General features: G+C 38.4%; 19 protein-coding genes. 8 read left to right on the top strand and 11 right to left on the bottom strand.

All coding sequences use genetic code 11. The annotated features are described in order from the left end of the window. Positions 1-61: 61 nt before the first annotated feature. Positions 62-2971: an isoleucine--tRNA ligase gene (ileS, locus tag H6F62_RS13620; RefSeq protein ID WP_190372263.1), complete on the bottom strand. Its 2910-nt coding sequence runs from the start codon at positions 2969-2971 to the stop codon at positions 62-64. A gap of 151 nt (positions 2972-3122) precedes the next feature. On the opposite strand from ileS, the gene H6F62_RS13615 reads away from it, so the two are divergent. Next, positions 3123-3377 (top strand): hypothetical protein, encoded by a 255-nt coding sequence (locus H6F62_RS13615; RefSeq protein WP_190372262.1) that lies wholly within the window; start codon positions 3123-3125, stop codon positions 3375-3377. Between the two features lie 180 nt (positions 3378-3557). On the opposite strand, the gene H6F62_RS13605 is transcribed toward H6F62_RS13615, so the two are convergent. From H6F62_RS13605 to psaC, 4 genes are all read right to left on the bottom strand, one after another. Beyond that, the gene (locus H6F62_RS13605; protein ID WP_277878596.1) at positions 3558-3830 is read right to left on the bottom strand and encodes a transposase; all 273 of its coding nucleotides are present in this window, start codon (positions 3828-3830) and stop codon (positions 3558-3560) included. Between the two features lie 388 nt (positions 3831-4218). Beyond that, positions 4219-6111, bottom strand: coding sequence for a glutamine--fructose-6-phosphate transaminase (isomerizing) (gene glmS / locus H6F62_RS13600; protein WP_190372261.1), 1893 nt, complete (start codon positions 6109-6111; stop codon positions 4219-4221). A 3-nt stretch (positions 6112-6114) separates the two neighbouring features. After that, complete coding sequence (locus H6F62_RS13595; RefSeq protein WP_190372260.1) at positions 6115-6291, bottom strand: hypothetical protein; 177 nt, start codon at positions 6289-6291, stop codon at positions 6115-6117. A gap of 109 nt (positions 6292-6400) precedes the next feature. Next, positions 6401-6646: a photosystem I iron-sulfur center protein PsaC gene (gene psaC, locus H6F62_RS13590; protein ID WP_015080270.1), complete on the bottom strand. Its 246-nt coding sequence runs from the start codon at positions 6644-6646 to the stop codon at positions 6401-6403. Positions 6647-7131: 485 nt separating this feature from the next. Here psaC and H6F62_RS13585 point away from each other — a divergent pair, with 485 nt between their 5' ends. Continuing rightward, on the top strand, positions 7132-7485 hold the full coding sequence (locus H6F62_RS13585; RefSeq protein ID WP_137909001.1) for a DUF6464 family protein: 354 nt from the start codon (positions 7132-7134) through the stop codon (positions 7483-7485). 39 nt (positions 7486-7524) lie between these two features. Here H6F62_RS13585 and fmt read toward each other — a convergent pair whose 3' ends face one another. Then, positions 7525-8523 (bottom strand): methionyl-tRNA formyltransferase, encoded by a 999-nt coding sequence (gene fmt / locus H6F62_RS13580; RefSeq protein WP_137909000.1) that lies wholly within the window; start codon positions 8521-8523, stop codon positions 7525-7527. 1002 nt (positions 8524-9525) lie between these two features. Between fmt and H6F62_RS13575 the strand changes: the two genes are divergently transcribed. Then, positions 9526-10788 carry a hypothetical protein gene (locus tag H6F62_RS13575; protein ID WP_137908999.1) on the top strand — a complete coding sequence of 421 codons (1263 nt, stop codon included), beginning with the start codon at positions 9526-9528 and terminating at the stop codon, positions 10786-10788. 130 nt (positions 10789-10918) lie between these two features. On the opposite strand, the gene minE is transcribed toward H6F62_RS13575, so the two are convergent. The 4 genes from minE to H6F62_RS13555 form a co-directional block, all read right to left on the bottom strand. Further along, the gene (minE, locus tag H6F62_RS13570; protein ID WP_137908998.1) at positions 10919-11227 is read right to left on the bottom strand and encodes a cell division topological specificity factor MinE; all 309 of its coding nucleotides are present in this window, start codon (positions 11225-11227) and stop codon (positions 10919-10921) included. 38 nt (positions 11228-11265) lie between these two features. Then, positions 11266-12072 (bottom strand): septum site-determining protein MinD, encoded by an 807-nt coding sequence (minD, locus tag H6F62_RS13565; RefSeq protein ID WP_028084400.1) that lies wholly within the window; start codon positions 12070-12072, stop codon positions 11266-11268. Between the two features lie 113 nt (positions 12073-12185). Further along, a complete protein-coding gene (gene minC / locus H6F62_RS13560; RefSeq protein ID WP_137908997.1) occupies positions 12186-13415 on the bottom strand; it encodes a septum site-determining protein MinC in 1230 nt (409 codons plus the stop codon). Positions 13416-13464: 49 nt separating this feature from the next. Further along, positions 13465-14802 (bottom strand): four-carbon acid sugar kinase family protein, encoded by a 1338-nt coding sequence (locus H6F62_RS13555; protein WP_137908996.1) that lies wholly within the window; start codon positions 14800-14802, stop codon positions 13465-13467. A gap of 763 nt (positions 14803-15565) precedes the next feature. Here H6F62_RS13555 and ctpB point away from each other — a divergent pair. From ctpB to H6F62_RS13530, 5 genes are all read left to right on the top strand, one after another. Then, positions 15566-16900 carry a carboxyl-terminal processing protease CtpB gene (ctpB, locus tag H6F62_RS13550; RefSeq protein WP_137908995.1) on the top strand — a complete coding sequence of 445 codons (1335 nt, stop codon included), beginning with the start codon at positions 15566-15568 and terminating at the stop codon, positions 16898-16900. A 209-nt stretch (positions 16901-17109) separates the two neighbouring features. Beyond that, the gene (locus tag H6F62_RS13545) at positions 17110-17460 is read left to right on the top strand and encodes a translation initiation factor (RefSeq protein WP_137908994.1); all 351 of its coding nucleotides are present in this window, start codon (positions 17110-17112) and stop codon (positions 17458-17460) included. Between the two features lie 95 nt (positions 17461-17555). Continuing rightward, positions 17556-17717, top strand: a complete 162-nt coding sequence (locus tag H6F62_RS13540; protein WP_137909015.1) for a YqaE/Pmp3 family membrane protein — start codon at positions 17556-17558, stop codon at positions 17715-17717. 382 nt (positions 17718-18099) lie between these two features. Further along, positions 18100-21561, top strand: coding sequence for a helicase-related protein (locus H6F62_RS13535; protein WP_190372259.1), 3462 nt, complete (start codon positions 18100-18102; stop codon positions 21559-21561). Between the two features lie 72 nt (positions 21562-21633). Further along, the gene (locus H6F62_RS13530) at positions 21634-22242 is read left to right on the top strand and encodes a Uma2 family endonuclease (protein WP_190372258.1); all 609 of its coding nucleotides are present in this window, start codon (positions 21634-21636) and stop codon (positions 22240-22242) included. Between the two features lie 156 nt (positions 22243-22398). Here H6F62_RS13530 and H6F62_RS20715 read toward each other — a convergent pair. Next, on the bottom strand, positions 22399-22602 hold a 204-nt coding region (locus tag H6F62_RS20715), incomplete at its 5' end, for a hypothetical protein (RefSeq protein WP_206755831.1).

The raw sequence follows: 22602 nt of genomic DNA, 5'->3' as shown, positions 1-22602 counted from the left end.
AAATGGTAAGATGATTCAGATCCCCGACTTCTTTTTAGTAGAAGTCGGAGATATTATGGTTCTAAAACTCTCCAGCTAAAGCAGGAATACACCGTTCACAGAGTAAAGGATGTTCTGCTGATTCACCAACATGGGGCGAATAATTCCAACAGCGATCGCATTTCTGATATAATTTACCATTATGGTCTTGTTCTGCGGCATTGACTACCCCAATATCCCAATTATCCTCACCTTGAACTCGCAAAGTTTTTAATCCTTTTAATGTGTCAGGTGTATCTAATAATTGCACTTCAGAAGTGAGGAATAAATACCGTAATTCATCAATGCCATTACCGCTAACATTCAAAGGTTCAATAGCAGCGCGTAATTTTTCATCACTGAAATAAATCAAAGCAATAGCTTCTAAAGAAGAACCAATTAACTTTTCTACCCGCGCTTGTTCCAATACCTTATTAACATCACTGCGAATGCGTCGCAATGTTTTCCAAAATTCCGCTAATTCGGGATGATCCCACTCATCATTCACCTTAATCCAACCAGCTTGAAAAACTGATTTATATTGTGTTTCGTAGGGAATAAATTGCCAGATATCCTCCGCAGTATGACACAAAACGGGAGCGATCGCTTTAGCTAAATTTTCCAAAGCAATTTGCAAAACTGTTTGACAACTACGACGACGGAAAGCATCAGCAGAACTGATATATAATCTATCTTTCGCAATGTCTAAATAGAAATTTGACAAATCTACAACACAGAAATTCTGCACAGTTTGAAAAAAGCGGAAAAATTGGAAACTATCAAAAGCTTCCGTCACCTCATTAAACACCTCACGAATGCGATGCAGCATATATTTATCCAAATCTGGTAAATCATCAAAGGCTACAGCATCCTTCTGAGGATCAAAATCATGCAAACTACCCAATAAAAACCGTGCCGTATTGCGGATTTTATTCCTTACATCAGCTAATTGCTTGATGATATTACCACCCAAACGGACATCACCAGAATAATCTACCGAAGAAACCCACAACCGCAAAACATCAGCGCCATAAGCGGGTTCTTTTTTCTGGTCTTTTCCACCCAAAATCATTAATTGAGGGTCTACCACATTTCCCACAGACTTACTCATTTTCCGTCCATGTTCATCCAAGACGAAACCATGAGTTAAAACAGTTTTATAGGGTGCAATACCATTAACCGCTACACTAGTCAACAAAGAAGATTGAAACCAACCGCGATGTTGGTCAGAACCTTCCAAATACATATCCACAGGATAACACAACTCCGGTCTTTGCTTCGCCACCGCTGCCCAGGAAGAACCAGAATCAAACCAGACATCCATTGTATCAGTACCCCGGCGGTAAGTCTTGCCGTTATTGCGGTATTGTTCCGGTAATAACTCCTCCACAGACAACTCCCACCAAGCATCAGAACCCCTGGCAGCGATGATAGCTTGAACATGATTAATCGTGTCCGCATTCAGCAAAATTTCCCCAGTTGCTTCATCATAAAACACCGGAATCGGCACACCCCAAGAACGTTGACGAGAAATACACCAATCCGATCTTTCTGCTATCATCGGCGTAATGCGGTTTTCACCTTGGGGAGGAATCCAGCGTACCGAGGAAATAGCCGTTAAAGCCTCATCCCTAAATCCTGACACAGAAGCAAACCATTGTTCAGTAGCCCGGAAAATCGTCGGTTTTTTCGTTCTCCAGTCATAAGGATACTTGTGAGGATATGCTTCCTCCTTCAACAGAGAACCAACCTCATGCAAAGCGTCAATAATCGCTTGATTGCCTTCGCCCAAAACATTTAAGCCAGAAAACTTACCAGCTTCATCCGTAAAATTACCACTATCATCAACAGGAGCAAGAATCGGCAACCCGTAACGCTGACCAACGATGTAATCTTCTTGACCATGACCAGGAGCAGTATGTACCAACCCAGTCCCCGACTCAGTAGTGATATAATCACCACCAACAACCACCGGACTTTCACGGTCAAAAAGAGGATGACGATAAATAGTACCTTCCAAATCCTTGCCGACAAATTTGGCTTTTACCGTTAACTGCATATTCAACTTAGTAGCTAAATCTGCTACCAAATCAGCCGCAACAATCAGATATTTGCACTCTTTCCGCGCCTCTGCGTTTGGGTGTGAAATCTCCACAACCCCATACTCCAACGCACCATTTACAGCCACAGCCAAATTACCGGGGATAGTCCAGGGGGTAGTAGTCCACACAGCCACGCCCAAATCAGGCAGGAACGGCTCTAAAACTGATTTTAATAGTTCTGTAACCTTCACCACCGGAAACGCGGCGTAAATACTGCGAGAAACGTGACCTTCAGGATATTCTAACTCAGCTTCTGCTAAAGCGGTTTTAGAACTAGGACTCCAGTGTACAGGCTTGAGACCGCGATAAATATAACCTTTGAGGAACATTTCCCCAAAAACGCCAATTTGCGCGGCTTCGTATTCTGGCTGTAGAGTTAAATAAGGATTTTCCCAATCACCCCAAATCCCATAGCGTTTAAAACTTTCTCGTTGCTCATCTACGGTTTTTAGTGCGAACTGTTTCGCTTTTTGACGCAATTGCAAAGGAGTGAGATTTTGGCGTTCTGCCTGTTTCATATTTTGCAGAACTTTCAACTCAATGGGCAACCCGTGACAATCCCAGCCAGGAACGTAACGAATCTTACGACCTTTTAGCAATTGGTAGCGGTTAATAATATCTTTGAGAATCTTATTTAAAGCATGACCAATATGTAATTGACCGTTAGCATAGGGAGGACCATCGTGCAGTATAAATAATTCACCGGGGTTGTTTTCAGCCAGTTGAGAATAAATGTTGTTTTCTGCCCAGAATTTTTGGATTTCGGGTTCGCGCTTAATGGCGTTTGCCCGCATATCGAAGTTAGTCTTGGGTAAGTTGACGGTATCTTTGTATTTTCCAGTTTCGGTCACAGGTTCATGCCTAAATGTAGGTGTGCAGGTTATCCGATCAATTATAAGTCGTCGGTTGGGTTGAGAAAACCCAACAACGCTTATTGGTATTTTGGGGTTAATTTTTTGTTTTTGCAGGTTTACAATATATAAAGTTACCCACAATAGACTTATGACACTAACCCTCAGCTTACCACCAGAATTAGAACAGTATTTAATACAGGAAGCAAAACAACAAGGTCTTTCTGTGGAAACTTATACATTGCAACTTATTCAAAAATCTATTTTCCAATTAAAGAAAAATTCATCTCTTGAAGAAACACCCACAGAAATTGTCATTGAAGGTATTCATCAGGGAATAAAGGAAGCATTAAGTGGACAAACTATACCTCTTTCACAAATGTGGGAAGGAATAGATGCAGAATAATGAACCACTATCAATTGAAATTGCTATTACTCCTCGTTTTCAAAGAGATTTGCGAGAACTAGCTAAACGCTATCGTTCCATTCGTTGAAATAATTGAACAAGCAATAGCTCAATATGAAGAAGAAAATACCATTCCAGAACAATAAAAATATAAAATTCAACTACTTGAGTAAATAGAAATTAATGAATATATTCAACGTAATTTTGAAAATCAATTTCATCTCTAATTAAATGTTCCCAAAACCGATATTGCCATATAGCCCGTTGTTTTTTATTTTTTCTAGATGCAGATATATTTTCTGGTGAAATAGTTTCACATTTATGACTAAAATAACTTTTAATTAAACGCCAACGGGTAGAAAAATCATGATCATTTTCTGGTAATGTCCAAATACAGTGGAGATGATCAGGTAAAATAACAGTAGCATCTATAATAAATGGATGTTTCTGCATTACATAACCAAAAGCATCTCTTAATCAGGATTTATGCAGTAGTAAAGCACCCTACCAATGTGCCAGTTGCGTAAGTCCTGATAATATGTTGGTGGGTGATGTTGGGTTTCATTCCTCAACCCAACCTACAAATATTGGCGGTTATAAAGAATGAGTAATTATAATATGTCGGTGGGTGATGTTGGGTTTCGTTTAGGTTTAATCACAAATCCAAAATTATCAGATAAAAGCCTTGCTTGTGCTAAATGGCTACAAATGCTAATTTTTTCAGGGCGGAGTTTGGGTTACATAACTGGTTGCTCACAAATCAAAAATAACTCAACAAAGATACAATTTTATTAGGTGGAAAATACCCACCTAATTATTTACCAAATATAGAAAATATCAGTTATTCAACTGTTACTGACTTCGCTAAGTTCCTCGGCTGATCTACATCCAAACCCCGCCGCGCCGCAATATGATAAGCTAATAATTGCAACGGTATAACTGTGAGAATTGGTGACAGAATTTCCTCTACTTCCGCAACCGGAATTAAATCATTAAATATCTCCCCCGCTTCACTATCTTTAACAGATGTTACCCCAATTAAACGGGAATCTCTAGCCTTTGCTTCTTGAGCATTAGAAATCACCTTTTCATATACATTACCAGGAACAGCGATCGCTACTACAGGAACTTTAGCATCTAATAACGCAATTGGTCCATGTTTCATTTCCCCCGCAGGATAACCCTCCGCGTGAATATAGCTAATTTCCTTTAATTTCAAAGCTCCTTCTAAAGCAATGGGAAAATTAATTCCTCTCCCAATAAAGATAAAATCTTGCGTTTCTGCAAAATCATGTACTAAATGCTCAATATAACGTTCTTGAGTTTCTAAAATCGCTTCAATTTCCCCCGGTAATTCCCGTAAACCAGTGAGAATTTCCTCAAATCTAACAGAATTAATCTCATGACGACGATAAGCCAAATCTAGCGCCAAAGCATAAAAAGCCATCAATTGCGCTACAAAAGTTTTCGTCGCGGCCACACCAATTTCAATTCCTCCATGAGTATTGATAATATTTGTAACCATATTACCCAAACTACTTTCCGGGCGATTCGTGATTCCTAAAAGTCGCGCTTGATACTTAGCCTCTTTACCCTGTCTTCTTTCCTTCTCCATAGACAAAGCCGCCAAAGTATCAGCAGTTTCTCCCGACTGAGTTACGCCAATAGTTAGAGTATTAGGCGTTAGCGGTGATGGTGCATACCTAAATTCAGAAGCATATTGTACCTGAGTGGGAATTCCCGCCAATTGTTCTAATAAGTATTTACCCACTAATGCTGCGTGCCAACTTGTACCACAGGCGACAATTTGAATCTGTTCTATATCTGCGTAAAATTCGCTACTTAAACCGAAATTTACTGGTGATTGATCACTATTTACGCTCTCTTCCGTAGAAAAATAAGCCTCCAAACAATCCCGTACTACCCCCGGTTGCTCATAGATTTCCTTGAGCATAAAATGTTTGAATCCCTGCTTTTCTATCATAATAGGATTCCAGTTCAGGGTGCGAGGATGCTTTTTCAAGCGGTGTCCAGCGAAGTTATAGACCTCCACCCCCAAAGGAGTTAAACGAGCGATTTCGCCGTTTTCTAGGGTCAATACAGCGCGGGTATAGGGAACAATTGCCGGCGTATCTGAAGCACAGAAAAACTCACCTTGGCCAAAACCAATGACTAAAGGCGCTTGTTGACGAACTACAATCATTTCATCAGGGTAGTCAGCAGAAATAACAGCGATCGCATAAGCTCCCTCTAACTTACTTACAGCTTCCCTAACCGCGTCTAAAAACACAGAAGCGGAAACTTGAGTTTTAGAAGAATGCTTTAAACATTCAGCAATCAAATGAGGAATTACCTCTGTATCTGTTTCCGAACGGAATGTGTGACCTAAAGCCTTTAATTGTTCCCGTAACTCTCGATAATTCTCAATAATGCCATTTTGCACTACCGCTACCCGCAGAGCCGTATCTAAATGAGGATGAGCATTGTACTCTTCTGGTTTACCATGAGTTGCCCAACGGGTGTGACCAATACCAATTTGGGCAGGATTTTCCATTTGTTCCAGTTTAGAGCGCAAGTTGAGTAATTTACCCTTAGCCCGCACACAATGCACGTCACCTTCCAAAATAGTGGCAATTCCTGCCGAGTCGTAACCCCGATATTCTAACTTCTCCAGACCAGTCAGTAAAATATTTGTCGCTGCCTGGGTGCCTATATATCCGACTATTCCACACATTGCTTAAACAACTCCAATTACAGGATGATTAAATTTTAAGTATAGTTGCTGGGATACTTCAGCCACTTTAGCAAATAAAAGCAAATTAGTAATGGGTAATGGGTAATGGGTAATGGGTAATGGGTAATTGGTAATGGGTAATGGGTAATGGGTAATTGGTAATTGAAAACCAACTAACAAGTAACAACAAAAATGCTGAGGAATGAGAGAAGAATCTCAATATTTCTCCTCTTCTCACTCCCCAGCACTAAACTACCAAGAATTTAGAAATTTTAGAAATTTGAAATTCTTAGTAAGCCAAGCCCATACTGCGAGTTGTTTCAGCGCCTAAATAAACGCGAATACTCAAAAAGTCGGTGGGGCAAGCAGTTTCACACCGCTTACAACCTACACAGTCTTCAGTGCGGGGAGACGCAGCCACTTGAGCAGCTTTACAGCCGTCCCAAGGAACCATTTCTAGCACGTCAGTGGGGCAAGCGCGGACGCATTGTGTACAGCCAATGCAGGTGTCGTAGATTTTTACGGTATGAGACATTGAAAAACTTCTCCTCTTGGGTGTTCTTCTAGAATGACAAAATCATAATCAAGGCATAGTTTACCCCAGGGCTTGATAGCTTGTAAGCAAAAGGCTACATAACTTTAAACAATGTAATAGACACTTTGGACAATTTATCTACCAATATCCCTCTGATTCAGTCATAATCAGCAACATAGACATCAAGTCTTTACCTAAATCACCCTCTCCCATAAATGCCGATTTGTAAAGATATGTAAACTAATCGTGATTTTCCTAGAAGTTATCTACAGTACCTATAATTAATCATCTATACTAATTGTTCAGATACTTATCAAGTTATGATTTAATAAATATTAAATAATATAAAGTTATATGTAAATTATATTTTATATATTATACAATTTGACAAAATACGCTTAATCTTATTTATACAAAATCTAAGTTATAGCAAAAACATCCTAATTAGTGATCATAAGCTCAACAAGTATACCAGATAACATATTATGGAGCTAAATTCCTTACCCACAGAGGTAATTTTAACACATCCGCGTCAATCTCTTGGTAAATTACAGCTTGATTGGACACCTCAACCAGGAAACTATTTAGATTTTGAAGGTAAAACCTATGCAGTCTTAGAGCGTCTTCATAGGTATCAGCTTCAAGGTGGACGCTATATTTTATATAATATCGCTATTTACGTACAAACAGCCCAAAGACCAGAAGAAAAAACTTTAGTAGAGGGACGTTGGGTTATTGGTGATGCTACTTGTAACTATAATGCTCTTTCGGAAATTATTCGTTGTGCAGTTAACCCAGCAGGACCCTGTAAGTCCTGCCGTTTCTACGAAAGTTATTAGTCCATTACCCATTACCCATTACCCATTACCCATTACCCATTACCCATTACCCATTACCTCACCCACTGTCAGCCGAGTTCCATTGACAAAATCCCATCCTGACTGAGGCCGTTTACCCATTAATTGTACTTCTCGCAATAGCAATAAACCCTCACCAGTTTGGATAATTGCCCCTACTCCTTTAATAATATTAACTACTTCTCCTTCTTTCCCTGATACCATTGAGTTAGAGATTTTATGTATTTTTTCTCGTAACTGCTCTGGTAATTCTTCAATATACGGAATATCTAGGGGAATACTAGCAGTGATTTTAAATGGTTGGTTACGAAAAACAGTAGTACAATGAGGATAAAAGCCGCGAATTTGATTGTGTAATTGGATAGCACTTCGTCCCCAGTCCAAATTATAATCAGGCTTTTGAATCAAAGATGCGTAAGTAGCACAGTCATGATCTTGGGGAATAGGTTGAATTTCCTGACGTTCCAGTTTATACAGGGTTTCTATTAGTAAACCTGCACCAATAATAGCCAACTTTTCCCCTAAAATCTGAGCATTGTCTAGTAATTCAATCTCTGTAGTAGCTTTTAGAAGCATATCCCCTGTATCCATCCCCTTATCCATTAAAATAGTTGTAATTCCCGTTTCTTTTTCTCCGTTATATAAACTCCATTGAATTGGTGCAGCCCCCCGATATTGAGGTAAAATTGAACCATGTACATTAATGCAACCTAGCTTTGGCATATCTAATATCTTCTTAGACAGAATTTGACCATAAGCAATAACTACAAATACATCAGCTTCCATTTGTTTGAGTTGTGTTAAGGTTTCCACATCTTTTTTCACCCTCTCAGGTTGCCAAACTGGAATATGATGATCTGTAGCGTAAGTTTTCACAGGTGAAGGTGTTAATTTATTCCCACGTTCTCGACGTTTATCCGGTTGAGTGACAACGGCTAATACCTGAAAATCACTATTTCCTAAGAGTTTTTCCAAGGTGGGAACTGCAAAATCAGGAGTGCCAAAAAATACTACTTTCATTAGTTATTAATTATTAATCACGAGTCATAAGTCATTAATCAATATTAGGTGTGTTCCCCGTCGCTGACAACCGCAAAATCTAAATATCAATGGAATTATCTGTTCTGGCGAATTTGATTACAGAATTTTTGGTGGCAGGATATGAATTTTAAGGGTTTCATGGTATAGTGTCTACTATTAGTCTAGTGAAAATGGCCGAAATCAACTATGATGTCAAGTCAATTAGTTAAGTGATGCTAACCACTATCTTGGCTATGGAGGGAAAGCAAGCTACGCGGAGCGTTTTCTAAATCTTACAGGCTGCACTAACGCAAAGCGTCTCAAAGAGAAGTTATCGCTAATTGCATCTACTATTGATAGGTTTTGTGTATCTCACTCAGTTTTTGAATTGGCCATTTCTCTACTAAATCAAAATTGTTAAGTAATTACCCAAGTTGCAAATAAACTGTGTTTGCTTAATTCTAGCATTTAACAGTGTAAGTATAAATTATAAATTTGTGAATTTGGGTATGTGTATTTAGTGTTCTTGTTTATTTTTGATTGTGCATCAGTTGGTTTAAATTTGCCAAAAATAGATGAATTTTATTTGTATAAAGGTTTGACTATTACAGCAAGCTATATACAAAACAAGCTATTTTAGACTAGTTTGAACTAAGGTTATTTTGAATACCATTTAGTCAAATCAAAACTTAATGATGATCACTGTAAAAATCTCTATATTCAAGTTAAGTTGAATATGGATGTTACTGGAAGTGACAGCAATGACCGTATTTATTAACAGATGTAATTTACTGTTAATTTTAATAACGTCCTTGTCCTTATGTATATTATGTAAAAATTATGAGAGGTTAATAGTGACACTAAAACTTTTGTAAAGCCTTGTAACATTTGCCTAAATTATCCTGTAAAAGCTTTTGCTTTATTGATATATATAGTTATAGCTTTTACCATTACTGTATAAATACTGCCCGCACTTAGCAACTGCCTCTAGAGAGTCTCATCATGCTTAAATCACTTTTGGTGTTAGGATGGTTCCGTGTTAAACCATATATCAAGTACATTGCTATTAGTATAGTAATTTCACCCTTTGTAGGAATGTCTCTTCACGCTACTTTAGCTAAACAATCCCAAGTAGCAAATACCAATTTAGAAAACGACAAATCTGAAGCCAATGGGAAAATAAATTTACAATTTGCTCAAGTCAATTCTCAGACGGGAAAAATATCTATTGGGGAAGGAATACAGTCATTATCAACCAATAAGGTGATAACCGAGGCAAAAACAGAGAATCATCGAGTCGAGAATAATCTTGTTAAGGAAACTGCACCATCAGTTGATGTTGTAGAATATCAAGAACAAATATCTGTTAATCAAGTTAATTTAAGTCAAAAATTAAAAAACAGAAAGGAAGAAGCTGAATTTAATTCTCTAGAGAATCAGGGTTCTGAATCAGAAGTATTAGCAACATCAGCAACATCAACGGTTATACCTGAGGAGAATAAATTCCAACCACCTGAAACCGGCGAAATACCTGTAATTGAAGAGAAAAATGAGTCAGAAATGACACAAAATGATCCTATAGGTAGCCCCCATCCCATACCTTGGCAATGGATTATGTCAACCCAGGAAGCGATTGGTGGCAAAGGTCTTTCTGGTGTCCGTTATTATCGCAGTCTACCTGTAGTTTCTCCTGATGGCAAATATGCGATTTATAGCCGGGTGCAAATGGAAGTAAAGCCGGAAATGCACAATAGCCGAGTTAAGAGCGTGTTGTTTATGGAAGATAGACAAACTAAGAGGTTGCGGGTGATGACATCAACCGATAAGGAGATTGATCCTCTATTAAATAAAGAGGCCAGTTTGTCTGAAGAAGCTGATAATGATGGTAAAATTGGGGTGTTAGTGCCTGTTAGCTGGTCTGAAAAAGGCGATCGCTTTCTAGCACGTAAATTTGTGGCTGTTTTCAACACAGCAGATGCTACAGATCAGGCTGTAATTTGGAATCGTCAACAAAATAATATTAATGTAGTTAATCCTGTGCAATCAGAAGATGACCACGAAAAAATAGCCATCTTGTTAGGTTGGAGTAAAAAGCAGCCTAACAATGTCTTATTTCGTGCTGGTGAACTAGGGGAAGAAAATTGGCCTTTGGTGCAAGTGGCTAATGATGGTAAAACCGTAGATATGTCAGCAGAGGAAGATCAGCCGATAACTTTTGGTGAAAGTGCTAAAATTTGGGCTGATCCACAGGTTGCGTCTCGATAAGAGATTAATCACTAATCCATACCCGTTGTCAACCGTAACAACTAAAAACAACGGGTAATCTTGATACCAATTGAATAAGTTCTTTAATAGTCGCGTCACAAGTAAGGCTATTTTCTGGACAAACAACAAACTATAAAAGTAAAATATCAGTGTTTTCTAACTGGTTTTCATCGAGAGCTTCCTTAACCCGACGGATTGGTAAATTAGCGATTAAAGCGGTTGTCCGTTGATTGCTTTCTAGGGAAAACTCCAAACCGTCTGTTTCTATTTCCACATAGCGACAAACAATTTCCAGGATTTCCTGACGCATTTTTTCTAAGGTTTGGGGGTTTAAGTCAGCACGGTCATGGGAGATAACAAATTGCAGACGACGTTTAACGTCATTGCGACTGTTATCGGGACTACGAACAAAAAGTTTTTCTAAAATTTCAAGAATCATTGCTGGTATGTGTAAGGCACAAGAAACTGGGAAGTTAATTAAACAAGTTTTGACCAAAACATCTTTCTCAAGCGGGAAAAGATGTTTTTACTAGATGAGTCAAGCTCAAGAAATTCGACAGTTTCCCCTTGCAATCTCCGAGCAATGTTCTCAAAAGCTGTGGCGGCTAAAGATGGCGTATCTGATAATACTAAGGGTTCGCCACGGTTGGTAGAGACAATCACACGCTCATCATCGGGGATTACTCCTATTATGGGGATAGCGAGAAGTTCTTGAACATCCTGTACAGACATCATATCATTTGCTTGTACCATTGCTGGTCTAATTCGGTTAACTATTAAGTTAATCTTTTTCACGCCTTGTGCTTCTAATAATCCCACTACACGGTCAGCATCACGGACAGCGGAAATTTCGGGAGTGGTGACAATAAGAGCTTCCTTGGCTGGGGCGGTAGCATTTTTAAACCCCATTTCAATTCCGGCTGGACAGTCAATGATTACATACTCATACTTTTGTGACAGTGCATTTACCAGTAACTTCATTTGGTCAGGTGTCACTGCTTCTTTATTGCGATGTTGGGCTGCTGGTAGGAGTACCAAATTAGGTTGTCGCTTATCTTTTACCAAAGCTTGTTCTAGACGACATTCTCTAGCTAAGACCTCCACAGCTGTATAAACAATGCGATTTTCTAATCCTAGTAGTAAATCTAAATTTCTCAGACCAAAATCCGCATCAATTAAGGCTACTTGCTTGCCTATTTTGGCTAAGGCCATCCCCAAATTAGCTGAAACTGTGGTTTTACCCACTCCTCCTTTACCGGAGGTAATGACAATAATGCGACTCATGGTAATGCTGTATAAGATTCAGGAACAATAAAATATTTCCGGCTATTCATTGATTCTAATTAAGTCACCTGACGGAATTAATTACATTTGTGATTCTTGCCTAGTCAAGAATTTTAGATCAGATTTTGTGTAATTAATCGCGTCCGACTATTTAATTGGCTGCGGGAAAAATCAGCGGCTTTAACAATGCGAATTCCTTCGCTGGTAATATGTGCAACTTCAGGCAGGAAGTTAGTTGAGGACTTTTCTGGCGCTCTGGCGACTGCATCGGCAATTCGCAATTGGGTTGGTTCCATTTGCAAGGCCATGATCAGAGATTCCCGATTACCACCAGCTCCAGCATGGGCAACTCCCCGCAACCGACCCCAAACTAGAATATCTCCATCTGCAATTATGATGCCACTGGGGTTGATATCTCCCAAAATAATCACTGTCCCGCCATGGCGAATTTCCACACCTGATCTGACTGTCATTTGCAAATAAAGAGCATCTGCCAGTGGGGCGGGGGTAGTTTGAAAATCGGCGGTCGGGGATGTTTCTAGTTGGATTTGTTCTACGGAATAACCAAGGGTACAAGCAGCGATCGCCGTTTGTCTCCGACTGGTGGCTACGGATTTTAGTTGTATTTGATATGTATTTAAAGTTTCTGCCAAATCTTGCAGTTGTCTGTTATCTAATAACCGATCTTTAGCTACCAGATGCAGGGCTGTGTTCGGCTTACGTAAGCGATCGCCTGCATTCAAACGCTGTTTCATTTGTTGCCATATCTCCCACCAACTAAATTCTGATGGTGGTACTTGAGATTCAGTGGGCAAAATTAATAACAGTCGCTCTCCTTGAGTTTTTAACTGAACTTGAGTATTTTGTTCTGCCTTTTGTAGCTGGTAATTTAAATCCTCATCTGTGAAATCAGATAAAATATAACCTTCTGCCATCAGATTAGGAATATGAGATTCTGATAGACTACCAGACCTAGCCATATTTTCAGCAGCAGAATTATCTTTAGCAGAATTATCTTTAAAATAGGCAATAACAGGGTTTAACTCCAGATTGGAGGGTATAGAATTAGATTCTACCTGATCAGTAGAATCTGTATTTACCCCCCCAGAATTAGAATTATTCACCTCTATATCAACCTCATGGCCGATATGTGACTCTGACTTAGGAACTTCCGAGTTTATTGCATCAGCTTTAGCATCATCTTTAGCATCAGCTTTAGCATCATCTGTATTTACCTCACCTGAATTAGAATTATTCACCTCTATATCAACCTCAGGATCAATTGACTCCGACTTAAGAACTTCAGAGTTGATTGCATCAGGTTTAGCAGAATTAGAATTCATGCAGCACTAGCCAAAATATACTAACAGTGAGATTTGAAATTGATAATTGTCAACTGTTAATTGTCAATTTACATACTAATCTTTGATAAACCGTCCCCAAAGCATCAGCATTACCAACATTACCGGGAAACAACACCACTGGCAAATTAGGAAACAGGGGATGATCAGATGGTGTGATTACCATTGAACAACCTGCTAAAATTTGACCAAGTAACCTAGCCGAAGTTAAAGCCAGCCCTTTACTCAAGACATCATTTGAAGTAATACCCCCCTTACTGATTAGGAATCCTATATCAGATGGTAAACCTTGGACAATATCCATGAGTAAAGCTGAAACCGTGCTGCCAAAATCTAACCTAGTTTTGACATCTTTAAAAGTTAATTCTTGACGGCTAGTGTAAACTACTGGAGTTTTACCAGCATTATGTACTGTTTTGACATTTTCTAGAATCTCCCTTAGCAGTTTAGCAGATTCCTCTACCCCATGATCAAGCAATCTACCCACATTAACTTCTATGCCTACCGTTCCCTCCAGTTGTAATAACGATTCTAACTGTTGAGTTGTCTTTTTAACGTGAGAACCGACAATGATGGCACCAGGTTTGTCACCGCGCACATATTCTGCCATATTTTCAGCGGCAATTGGTTGAGGGGGTAAAGCAGCCAAAGCTGTTAAAATACTAGCAGCAGAACGGAATAAAAATCGTTTTCCCTGACTTGCGGCCGTTAATACATCTAGTGCAAAGGTGTTCAGATCCTGTTGATTTTCTCCGTCTACTACACCACACTGATTGTTCTCCAATTGTAACAAGCGTTCTAAACTACCAGCGCGGATATCTGTAAGTAAAAATCTGTTGACAGTATCTTCTTTGATCTGTCCTTTGGTTTTTTCTTCTACATACTTAGGAAGATAGCTATAATTGTAACTGAAGACAGAATCACGGGCAAATTCTGTTTCATGTACGGGAGTGGGAACACCATCAATCATTAAATAATGAATGCTGTCTCGGGTAATTCTTCCCCCTTCAAAAAATGCCGGGACGAGAAAATGAGCATCAAATGGACCTAATTCTTCGGCAATCACATCGGTTTCTATGGGATAATGTCCCCGCAAAGTGGAGTCAGAACGACTAACTACCAGAAAATCGGCGATTTTTTCGGCTGCTAATGCCAGTTTGAGATGATGACAAACTTCTCTAGTCACAGCTGCAGCTGCTTCCGGGGTGAGGGAACGAGTATTGGTTAAAATAAAGAAAATGGGGGCATCGTCTTTTAATCCTAAACCCAGGGTTTCCACGTCCCAACGCATCAATAGTAAACAACTGTGGACGGTTTGGGAACCGGTAGGATCATCATCGAGGACAATTATTTTGGGTTTGTTATTCATAAGTTGTGTTGTTGACTAAAAACATGAGACACAAGCCCCGTCCTAGAAGGACGGCTTGGCGATTATTGTGGTACTATTTTGAATAGTCGCCTTATGGCATTGGGAGACTGTAAACGAACGTCGAGGGATGCTAAGACTACTTCGGTAGCACAACCCAATGAAGCGTTCAGGAATCCTCTCTCATGAAAGGAAGAGGAGCTATGTCAAACTTTTGTCAGTTTTCTGAGTTTTTTGCATATCTTACATAGTCTGGAATGAATGATATTTATGTTCAGCTACTCAAAAAATGATATCATCTTAGTTCATGATCCTTCTTAAAAGAGAATTATACACAGGACAACAAAATCTGGTCTTTTGGCAAAGGAGAAGTAAACTTTGTAATAATTGTTACATTTTATTGATTTACACCTAAGGTGAATTAATAGAATTGATGATCAGTTTATAAAACATCATTAATAAAACTTTAATGATTATGTTAATAGAAATTACACCCACTCAGGCAAGAAAATGGTATGGTAAAGAAGATAATTGAGAATTTATAAATGACACTTATGTCAATGTCACAAGGTGGCTTTTGTTTTTTTGTAAAAAAACGGTTCAACTCAACCTGTAATAGTGCCTAACCAACAAATAAAATATTCCATAACGGAAAAAAGGTCTCAAGATAGATGAAGTATAAAGGTTATTAGGATAAAAAACCACAAAAAATCAGGCAATTCTGATTAATAAACCCTCAAAAACACAACTATTTCCGCTAATATACATGAACCAATCTGCGAAACATTACTCACCGCTCCAGGCTGCCTTGATTGGTGGAGCGATCGCCACAACTGCTACCATATCTGTATTTGGTCAAGCTTGGACAAAATCAGTTCATGCTGCTTTACAAGATAGTCCTAAAGCATTAGTTGACCAAGTTTGGCAGTTGGTGAATCGTGAATATGTTGATGATAAATTTAATCAACAAGATTGGCAAGCAATCAGGCAGAGCCTATTAAGTAAAGACTATACTTCTAAAGATGAAGCCTACGTAGCAATCCGCGCAGCTTTGCAAAAGCTCGGTGATCCCTACACTCGGTTTATGAACCCCCAACAGTATGAATCCCTAACTAGTCAAACATCTGGGGAAGTATCCGGGATTGGTATTCGGATGCAAGTAAACGAAAACACCAAGCGTCTCACCGTGATAGAGGCTATAGACAATTCTCCAGCCTTTAAAGCCGGACTAAGATCAGGGGATGAGATATTAGCCATTAATGGTAAATCTACCCTGAAAATGACAGTAGAAGATGGCTCAAAATTAATTCGTGGTCAAGTAGGTACTAGTGTTAGCCTGGAGCTAGAACGACCAGGAAGCAAATTCAAAATTAAATTAACAAGGGCAACAATAGAAGTTCCTACTGTTCGGTATACCCTCAAACAAGAAGCGAATCGGCGGGTTGGATATATTCGCTTACAAGAATTTAGCTCCCACGCAGCTGATCAAATGCGTGCAGCTATTCGCAGAGGGAATAGTGATCAAGTTGATTCCTATGTTTTAGACCTACGAGGTAATCCCGGTGGTTTGTTGAATGCGAGTATAGAAATTGCCCGGATGTGGCTAAATGACGGTCATATCGTCAAAACCGTAGACCGCAAAGGATCGAGCGCCCAAACCACAGCTAATGGTACAGCTATTACTAAACTACCCTTAGCAATTTTAGTAGATGGTAATTCTGCTAGTGCCAGTGAAATTCTCACCGGCGCTCTCAAAGACAACAAACGGGCTGTAATTGTTGGTAGTCAAACCTTTGGTAAAGCTTTGGTACAGTCAGTCCATGAACTAGAAGATGGTTCAGGTTTAGCCGTCACCATTGCCCATTATTATACACCCAATGGTACAGATATCAACCATAAGGGGATTGCACCTGATATCAAGCTAGACTTAACACAAACGCAAGAACGCCAGTTGGCTTCTAATCCGAGTTTAATCGCTACAAATAGTGATCCCCAATACGCTCGTGCTATTGCTGCTCTCTCTAATGGCAAATTAGCACAGACTGTGAAAAGTCAAAATTCCCAATCTGTTAGTGTCAGTTCTGAAGACTTGAAATTTTAAAATTTGAGTTTTAATTCCACCCTTGGGGGACAGTTAGAATTAGGTAATAACTAATGTAATGAACCATGAAGGCACGACTTCTTTGTGGTTTATTTTCTCTTATCCTCTTATATATAGTCTATCATGCAGCAATGATATATTGAATTGCCACCGCTTAGGTTAAAATTGTTGAGAATGAAAGTTTATTTTTCCTGCATTAAATTCTATCTATGGCTAATCCTAAATCTGACAAAAACTTTGTCTACCAGGAATTTGGTAACGGTAGTTCACCCCCACTAGAACGGGCTTTGGAGCGGGGAATCCAAGATTTACCCCCAAATCAGCAAAATGTAAGAATCCAAGCCACTCGCGCTGGACGGAAGGGGAAAACTGTCACGGTTATTACTGGTTTTCAAACTAAACCGGAAACTTTGGCTAATTTATTAAAACAGTTAAAAGCCCAATGCGGTACCGGTGGCACGGTTAAAGATCATGAAATTGAGGTTCAGGGAGACCATAAACAGAAGATCTTAGAAATTTTGGTAAAATTAGGTTACAAGGCTAAAATTAGTGGTGGTTGAAGAGTACGGTTTACTGTATCTTTTCAGGAATGATCCGGACAGACGGTGATGTTAACTCTAGAAATGTCAGCTATTTACAAAAGGTATTGATGAGTATGGATGTAATTAGAATTATAGTGGCAATTTTTCTCCCACCTTTGGGAGTCTTTTTACAAGTGGGTTTTGGTCTAGATTTTTGGATTAATTTACTTTTGACTATCTTTGGTTTTTATATTCTTGGCATTGTTCACGCGGTCTGGATAATTGCCAAGAAATAATGAAGCTGTTTCATTGTGTATCTCTACTGTGGGTAGAGTAAATAGGTCAACGGGAAAAAACCGACACAAGTAACGAAAAGTAAAGTTACCCATAACCTCTTTCCTGTTCCCAGTTAAGAGTTAAGAGTTCCCAGTTAAGAGTTAAGAGTTCCCAGTTAAGAGTTCCCAGTTAAGAGTTCCCAGTTAAGAGTTCCCTCACTATCAATTTTTAACGCCAACCTACTTACGCTTTTGTGGTTGGCAGTTTCCTCCCAAGAATTACTTGTTGATCAATATCTAACTTTAGGTAGATGACAATGGTTTTTCTGATTATTTACCGTATTATTTCTGCCTATATTTGTATACCTTAAATTAAGGCATATTCTAAAGTGATGGTGACAGTGTGAAACTAGACCAACTGAAAGCAAATGTAATTGTTCGTGGTTCAATCTTTCCCGAACCTGTACAGGTATTGGTAGTTGTACCAATGGGTGATTCGATAAAACTGATTGGGACTGGAATTAATACCAATCATACTTATCAAGCAATTCTCAATGCTCAACAGTTGGAAAAGTTAGAATCCTCACCTGAAAAAGAACCCTTTGATGGTAACGCCCAATATTTTCGCTTTGGTGTGGAAGCTTTGCGGTTGGGATTAGCTTATGAGTATGATCCCTATTTTGCATTGGCGATCGCTCGTGTAGACCCCTTACCACACCAATTAGAAGCAGTTTATGAGTATTTTTTAAAACAGCCTCGCATTCGTTTTTTACTAGCTGATGATCCTGGAGCAGGGAAAACCATTATGGCAGGATTATTAATTAAAGAACTAAAAATTAGAGGATTAGTTAAACGCACCCTGATTATTACCCCTGCTAACCTAACATTTCAATGGCAACGAGAACTAAAAGACAAATTTCGAGAAGAATTTGAAGTTGTACGCGGTGATGTCCTCCGCGCTAACTATGGTTTTAATCCCTGGCAAGAAAAAAATCAAGTTGTCACTTCTGTATCTTGGGTTTCGCGCATTGAGGACGCAAAAGATAGTTTATTAAGAAGTAATTGGGATTTAATCATTGTAGACGAAGCTCATAAAATGAGTGCCTATAGTTCCGATAATAAAACCTTGGCTTATAAACTCGGTGAAGAACTGGGAAAAATTACCGACCACTATTTATTAATGACAGCTACACCCCATAAAGGTGATCCGAAAAACTTTTGTTTATTTCTAGAATTATTAGACCGAGATGTTTATGGAGATGTCAGCAGTTTAGAGGACGCAATGAAACGGAATAATGCTCCTTTTTACCTACGTCGAACTAAAGAAGCTCTAGTTACATTCCCTGAAGAAACAGGAATTGTCAAAAAACTATTCACTAACCGTAAAGTTGACACCATTGAATTTCAAATTGATGCAGAAGAATTAGAATTTTATCATGCACTCACTGATTATGTAGAAGACCAATCAGTTAAAGCTGCTAGTGATGATACAGCCAGAGGTAGGGCTTTAGGTTTTACAATGGCCATGTTACAACGTCGCTTTGCTTCTAGTATTTACGCTGTCAGACGAAGTTTAGAAAGAATGCGTGATAAACGCCAGAGGATTTTAGAAGACCCAGAAAGCTATCGTCAAGAGCAAATTAATAAAAAACTTCCAGAGGATTTTGAAGAATTAACAGAAACAGATCAGCAAAAAATTATCAGTGATTTAGAAAGTGTAGTTGCTTCTATTGACCCTGTTACTTTAAAAAAAGAAATTTTGCAACTTAATGAATTAATTAGTCAAGCACTGATATTAGAAAAGAGAGAAATTGAATCTAAATTAGTCAAGCTGAAAGAAGTAATTACCCAAGAAGGAATATTTAAAGATCCGAAAATGAAAATGCTCATTTTTACCGAGCATAAAGATACCTTAGATTATTTAGTTGGGAAATTAAGAGAATGGGGATTAACTGTCACCCAAATTCATGGGGGGATGAAAATAGGTGATAGAGATACCCCCCATACTCGGATTTATTCAGAACGGGAATTTAGAGAAGATTGTCAAGTTTTAGTAGCTACAGAAGCCGCAGGAGAAGGTATTAATTTACAATTCTGTTGGTTTATGATTAATTATGATATTCCCTGGAATCCTGTCAGGTTAGAGCAGCGCATGGGACGGATTCACCGCTATGGACAGGATAAGGATTGTTTGATTTTTAACTTTGTAGCTCTTAACACCAGCGAAGGCAAGGTATTATGGAAACTGTTTGAACGGATTCGCGCTATTGAGATAGATTTAGATCCAGAGAGGACGGGTAAAGTATTTAACGTACTGGGTGATATTTTCCCTGCTAATCAGTTAGAACGGATGATGCGGGAGATGTACGCTCATAATCTTACTGAGTCTGTAATTATGAATCAGATTGTGGAACAGGTAGATACGGAGCATTTCCGTAAAATTAGCGATTCAGCCCTGGAAGGACTGGCGAAACGGGAGTTAAATTTATCACAAATTATTGGTAAATCTGCTGAAGCTAAGGAACGGAGATTAGTACCTGAAGTGATTCATGATTTCTTTGTACAAGCAGCACCTATAGCGGGGATTCATCCCAAGGAAACAGCTAAGGGTAAGAAAATATATAGAATTGGGCGTGTTCCTCGGACTCTATGGGGAACAGGAGATAGGTTAGAAAACCGCTTTGGTAAATTGGGACGAGACTATAAAAAGATTACCTTTGATAAAAATATCTTAATAGATGACCCGACATTGGAATGGGTCACACCAGGACATCCTTTATTTGAATGTGTACGGGATGAAGTTTCTGCACAGGTACAGGAAGATTTGCGTCGGGGTGCGATATTCTTAGACTTGCATAGTAAATCACCAGCGAGATTAGATGTATTTTCGGCTGCTATTACCGATGGACGGGGTAGAAAACTCCATGAACGTTTATATGTGGTACAGACAGAGTTAAATGGAACAATGACAGTCCGCCAACCAACTTTATTTTTAGATTTAGTACCAGCAAAAAAAGCAGATTTTCCGATTAAAAATGGAGAAAATATAGATAATCATAACTTAGTTGATTATTTACCAGATGATAGTAATTTACCCAGACGAGAACAGGTAGAACAAGCATTAATTGAACAGGAGTTAAATAGATTTTTAACAGAAATTAGGACTCAGCGACAAAAGGAAATAGAGACAATTTCTAATTATATAGAAAACAGTTTGACTATAATTATTGATAAAATCCAGATTCAATATGGAGAATTATTGCAACAGAAAGAATCTGGTGATAAAGAACAAGGTTTAGATGGGAGAATGAAACAATTAGATGACCGATCATTTGAATTAAATGGGAGGTTAGAACAACGTCGGGAAGAATTGCAGCAAGAAGCCAGTTGTGCAATTACCGATATTCATCATCATGGCCGTGCTTGGGTATTACCCCATCCTGAAAGAAGTTCTCCAGAAATCGCACCGATGGTAGCTGATGATGAAATTGAAAAAATAGCAATTCAGACAGTGATAGAATATGAAACAGCCAGAGGTTGGCAAGTTATGAGTGTAGAAAAAGAAAATCGCGGCTTTGATTTGATATCCCGTCAACCTGATTCTGGAGATCCATTAAAAGCTAGTTTAGTCAGATTTATTGAAGTCAAAGGACAGGCAAATATTGGTGAAGTGGCGTTAACAACCAATGAATATAAAACAGCAGCAAGATTAAAGAGGGATTACTGGTTATATGTAGTATTTAATTGTGCTTTATCTCCAGAAGTTCATACTATTCAAGACCCAGTAAAATTAGATTGGCAACCCTATGTAAAAATAGAACATTATCAGTTAAAAGCAGAAGACCTTTTAAAAGGTATAATATAAGAGTGCTTAGATCCCCGACTTCTTAAAAAAAACCGGGATCTGGAAGTCCAAGATTAAAGGATTTACAGGATTATGAAACTACAAATTACTACTCAAGAAATCAAAACAGTTACAGCCTACTATACTCCAGAAGAATATTTAGAACTAGAGGCAAAATCTGATCATAAAAATGAATACAGAAACGGAGAAATTATATCTATGACTGGTGGAACAACAAATCATAATAAATTAGCATTAAATTTAGCTACTGGCTTGAATATAGCCTTAAATGATTTAGATTATGAAGTCTATATTGGTGATGTTAAACTGTGGATACCAAAATATCGCCAATTTACTTATCCTGACGTGATGGTAATTGAAGGTGAACCTATTTATTATGGAAATAACACCACTATAGTTACTAACCCGTTATTAATTGGTGAAGTTTTATCTAAATCTACAAAAGATTATGATCAGGGAGATAAATTTCTCTATTATCGTTCCATTCCTGAATTTAAAGAATATATTTTAATTGACCAAACTAAATATTATATAATGCAGTACGTAAAAAATCATCAAAATCAATGGGTTTTAACTGAATATGAAACAGAAGATGCTATTTTACATTTGGCATCAATTAATGTGAAATTACCATTAAAGCAATTGTATAGAAAGATTAATTTTTTGGAAAACATCGAGTAAAATGAGTAATAATTTATAAGATATTGTCAGAATCAGGATACCCAAGATTTAAGGATTTACAGGATGATAACCAAAAAACTTGGTTTTAAATTAGGTCAAAAGTTACGCGAAACCTGCTATAATCAAAGCAGAAACTTTAACAATTAACTACCATGACTATGTGATTAACTCACAGACAACTGATAAACAACAATCCTGTAAATCCTTAAATCCTGGACATCCTGATTCAGACAAATAAAATGTGATCAACTCACAGACAACTGATAAACAACAATCCTGTAAATCCTTAAATCCTGGACATCCTGATTCTGACAAATAAAATGTGATCAACTCACAGACAACTGATAAACAACAATCCTG

Origin of the sequence: Anabaena sp. FACHB-1391 (assembly GCF_014696755.1) — a bacterium.
GTDB lineage: Bacteria > Cyanobacteriota > Cyanobacteriia > Cyanobacteriales > Nostocaceae > Dolichospermum > Dolichospermum planctonicum.
The sequence above is the reverse complement of the archived record's forward strand: the minus strand, read 5'-3'. Positions and strand labels throughout refer to the sequence as shown.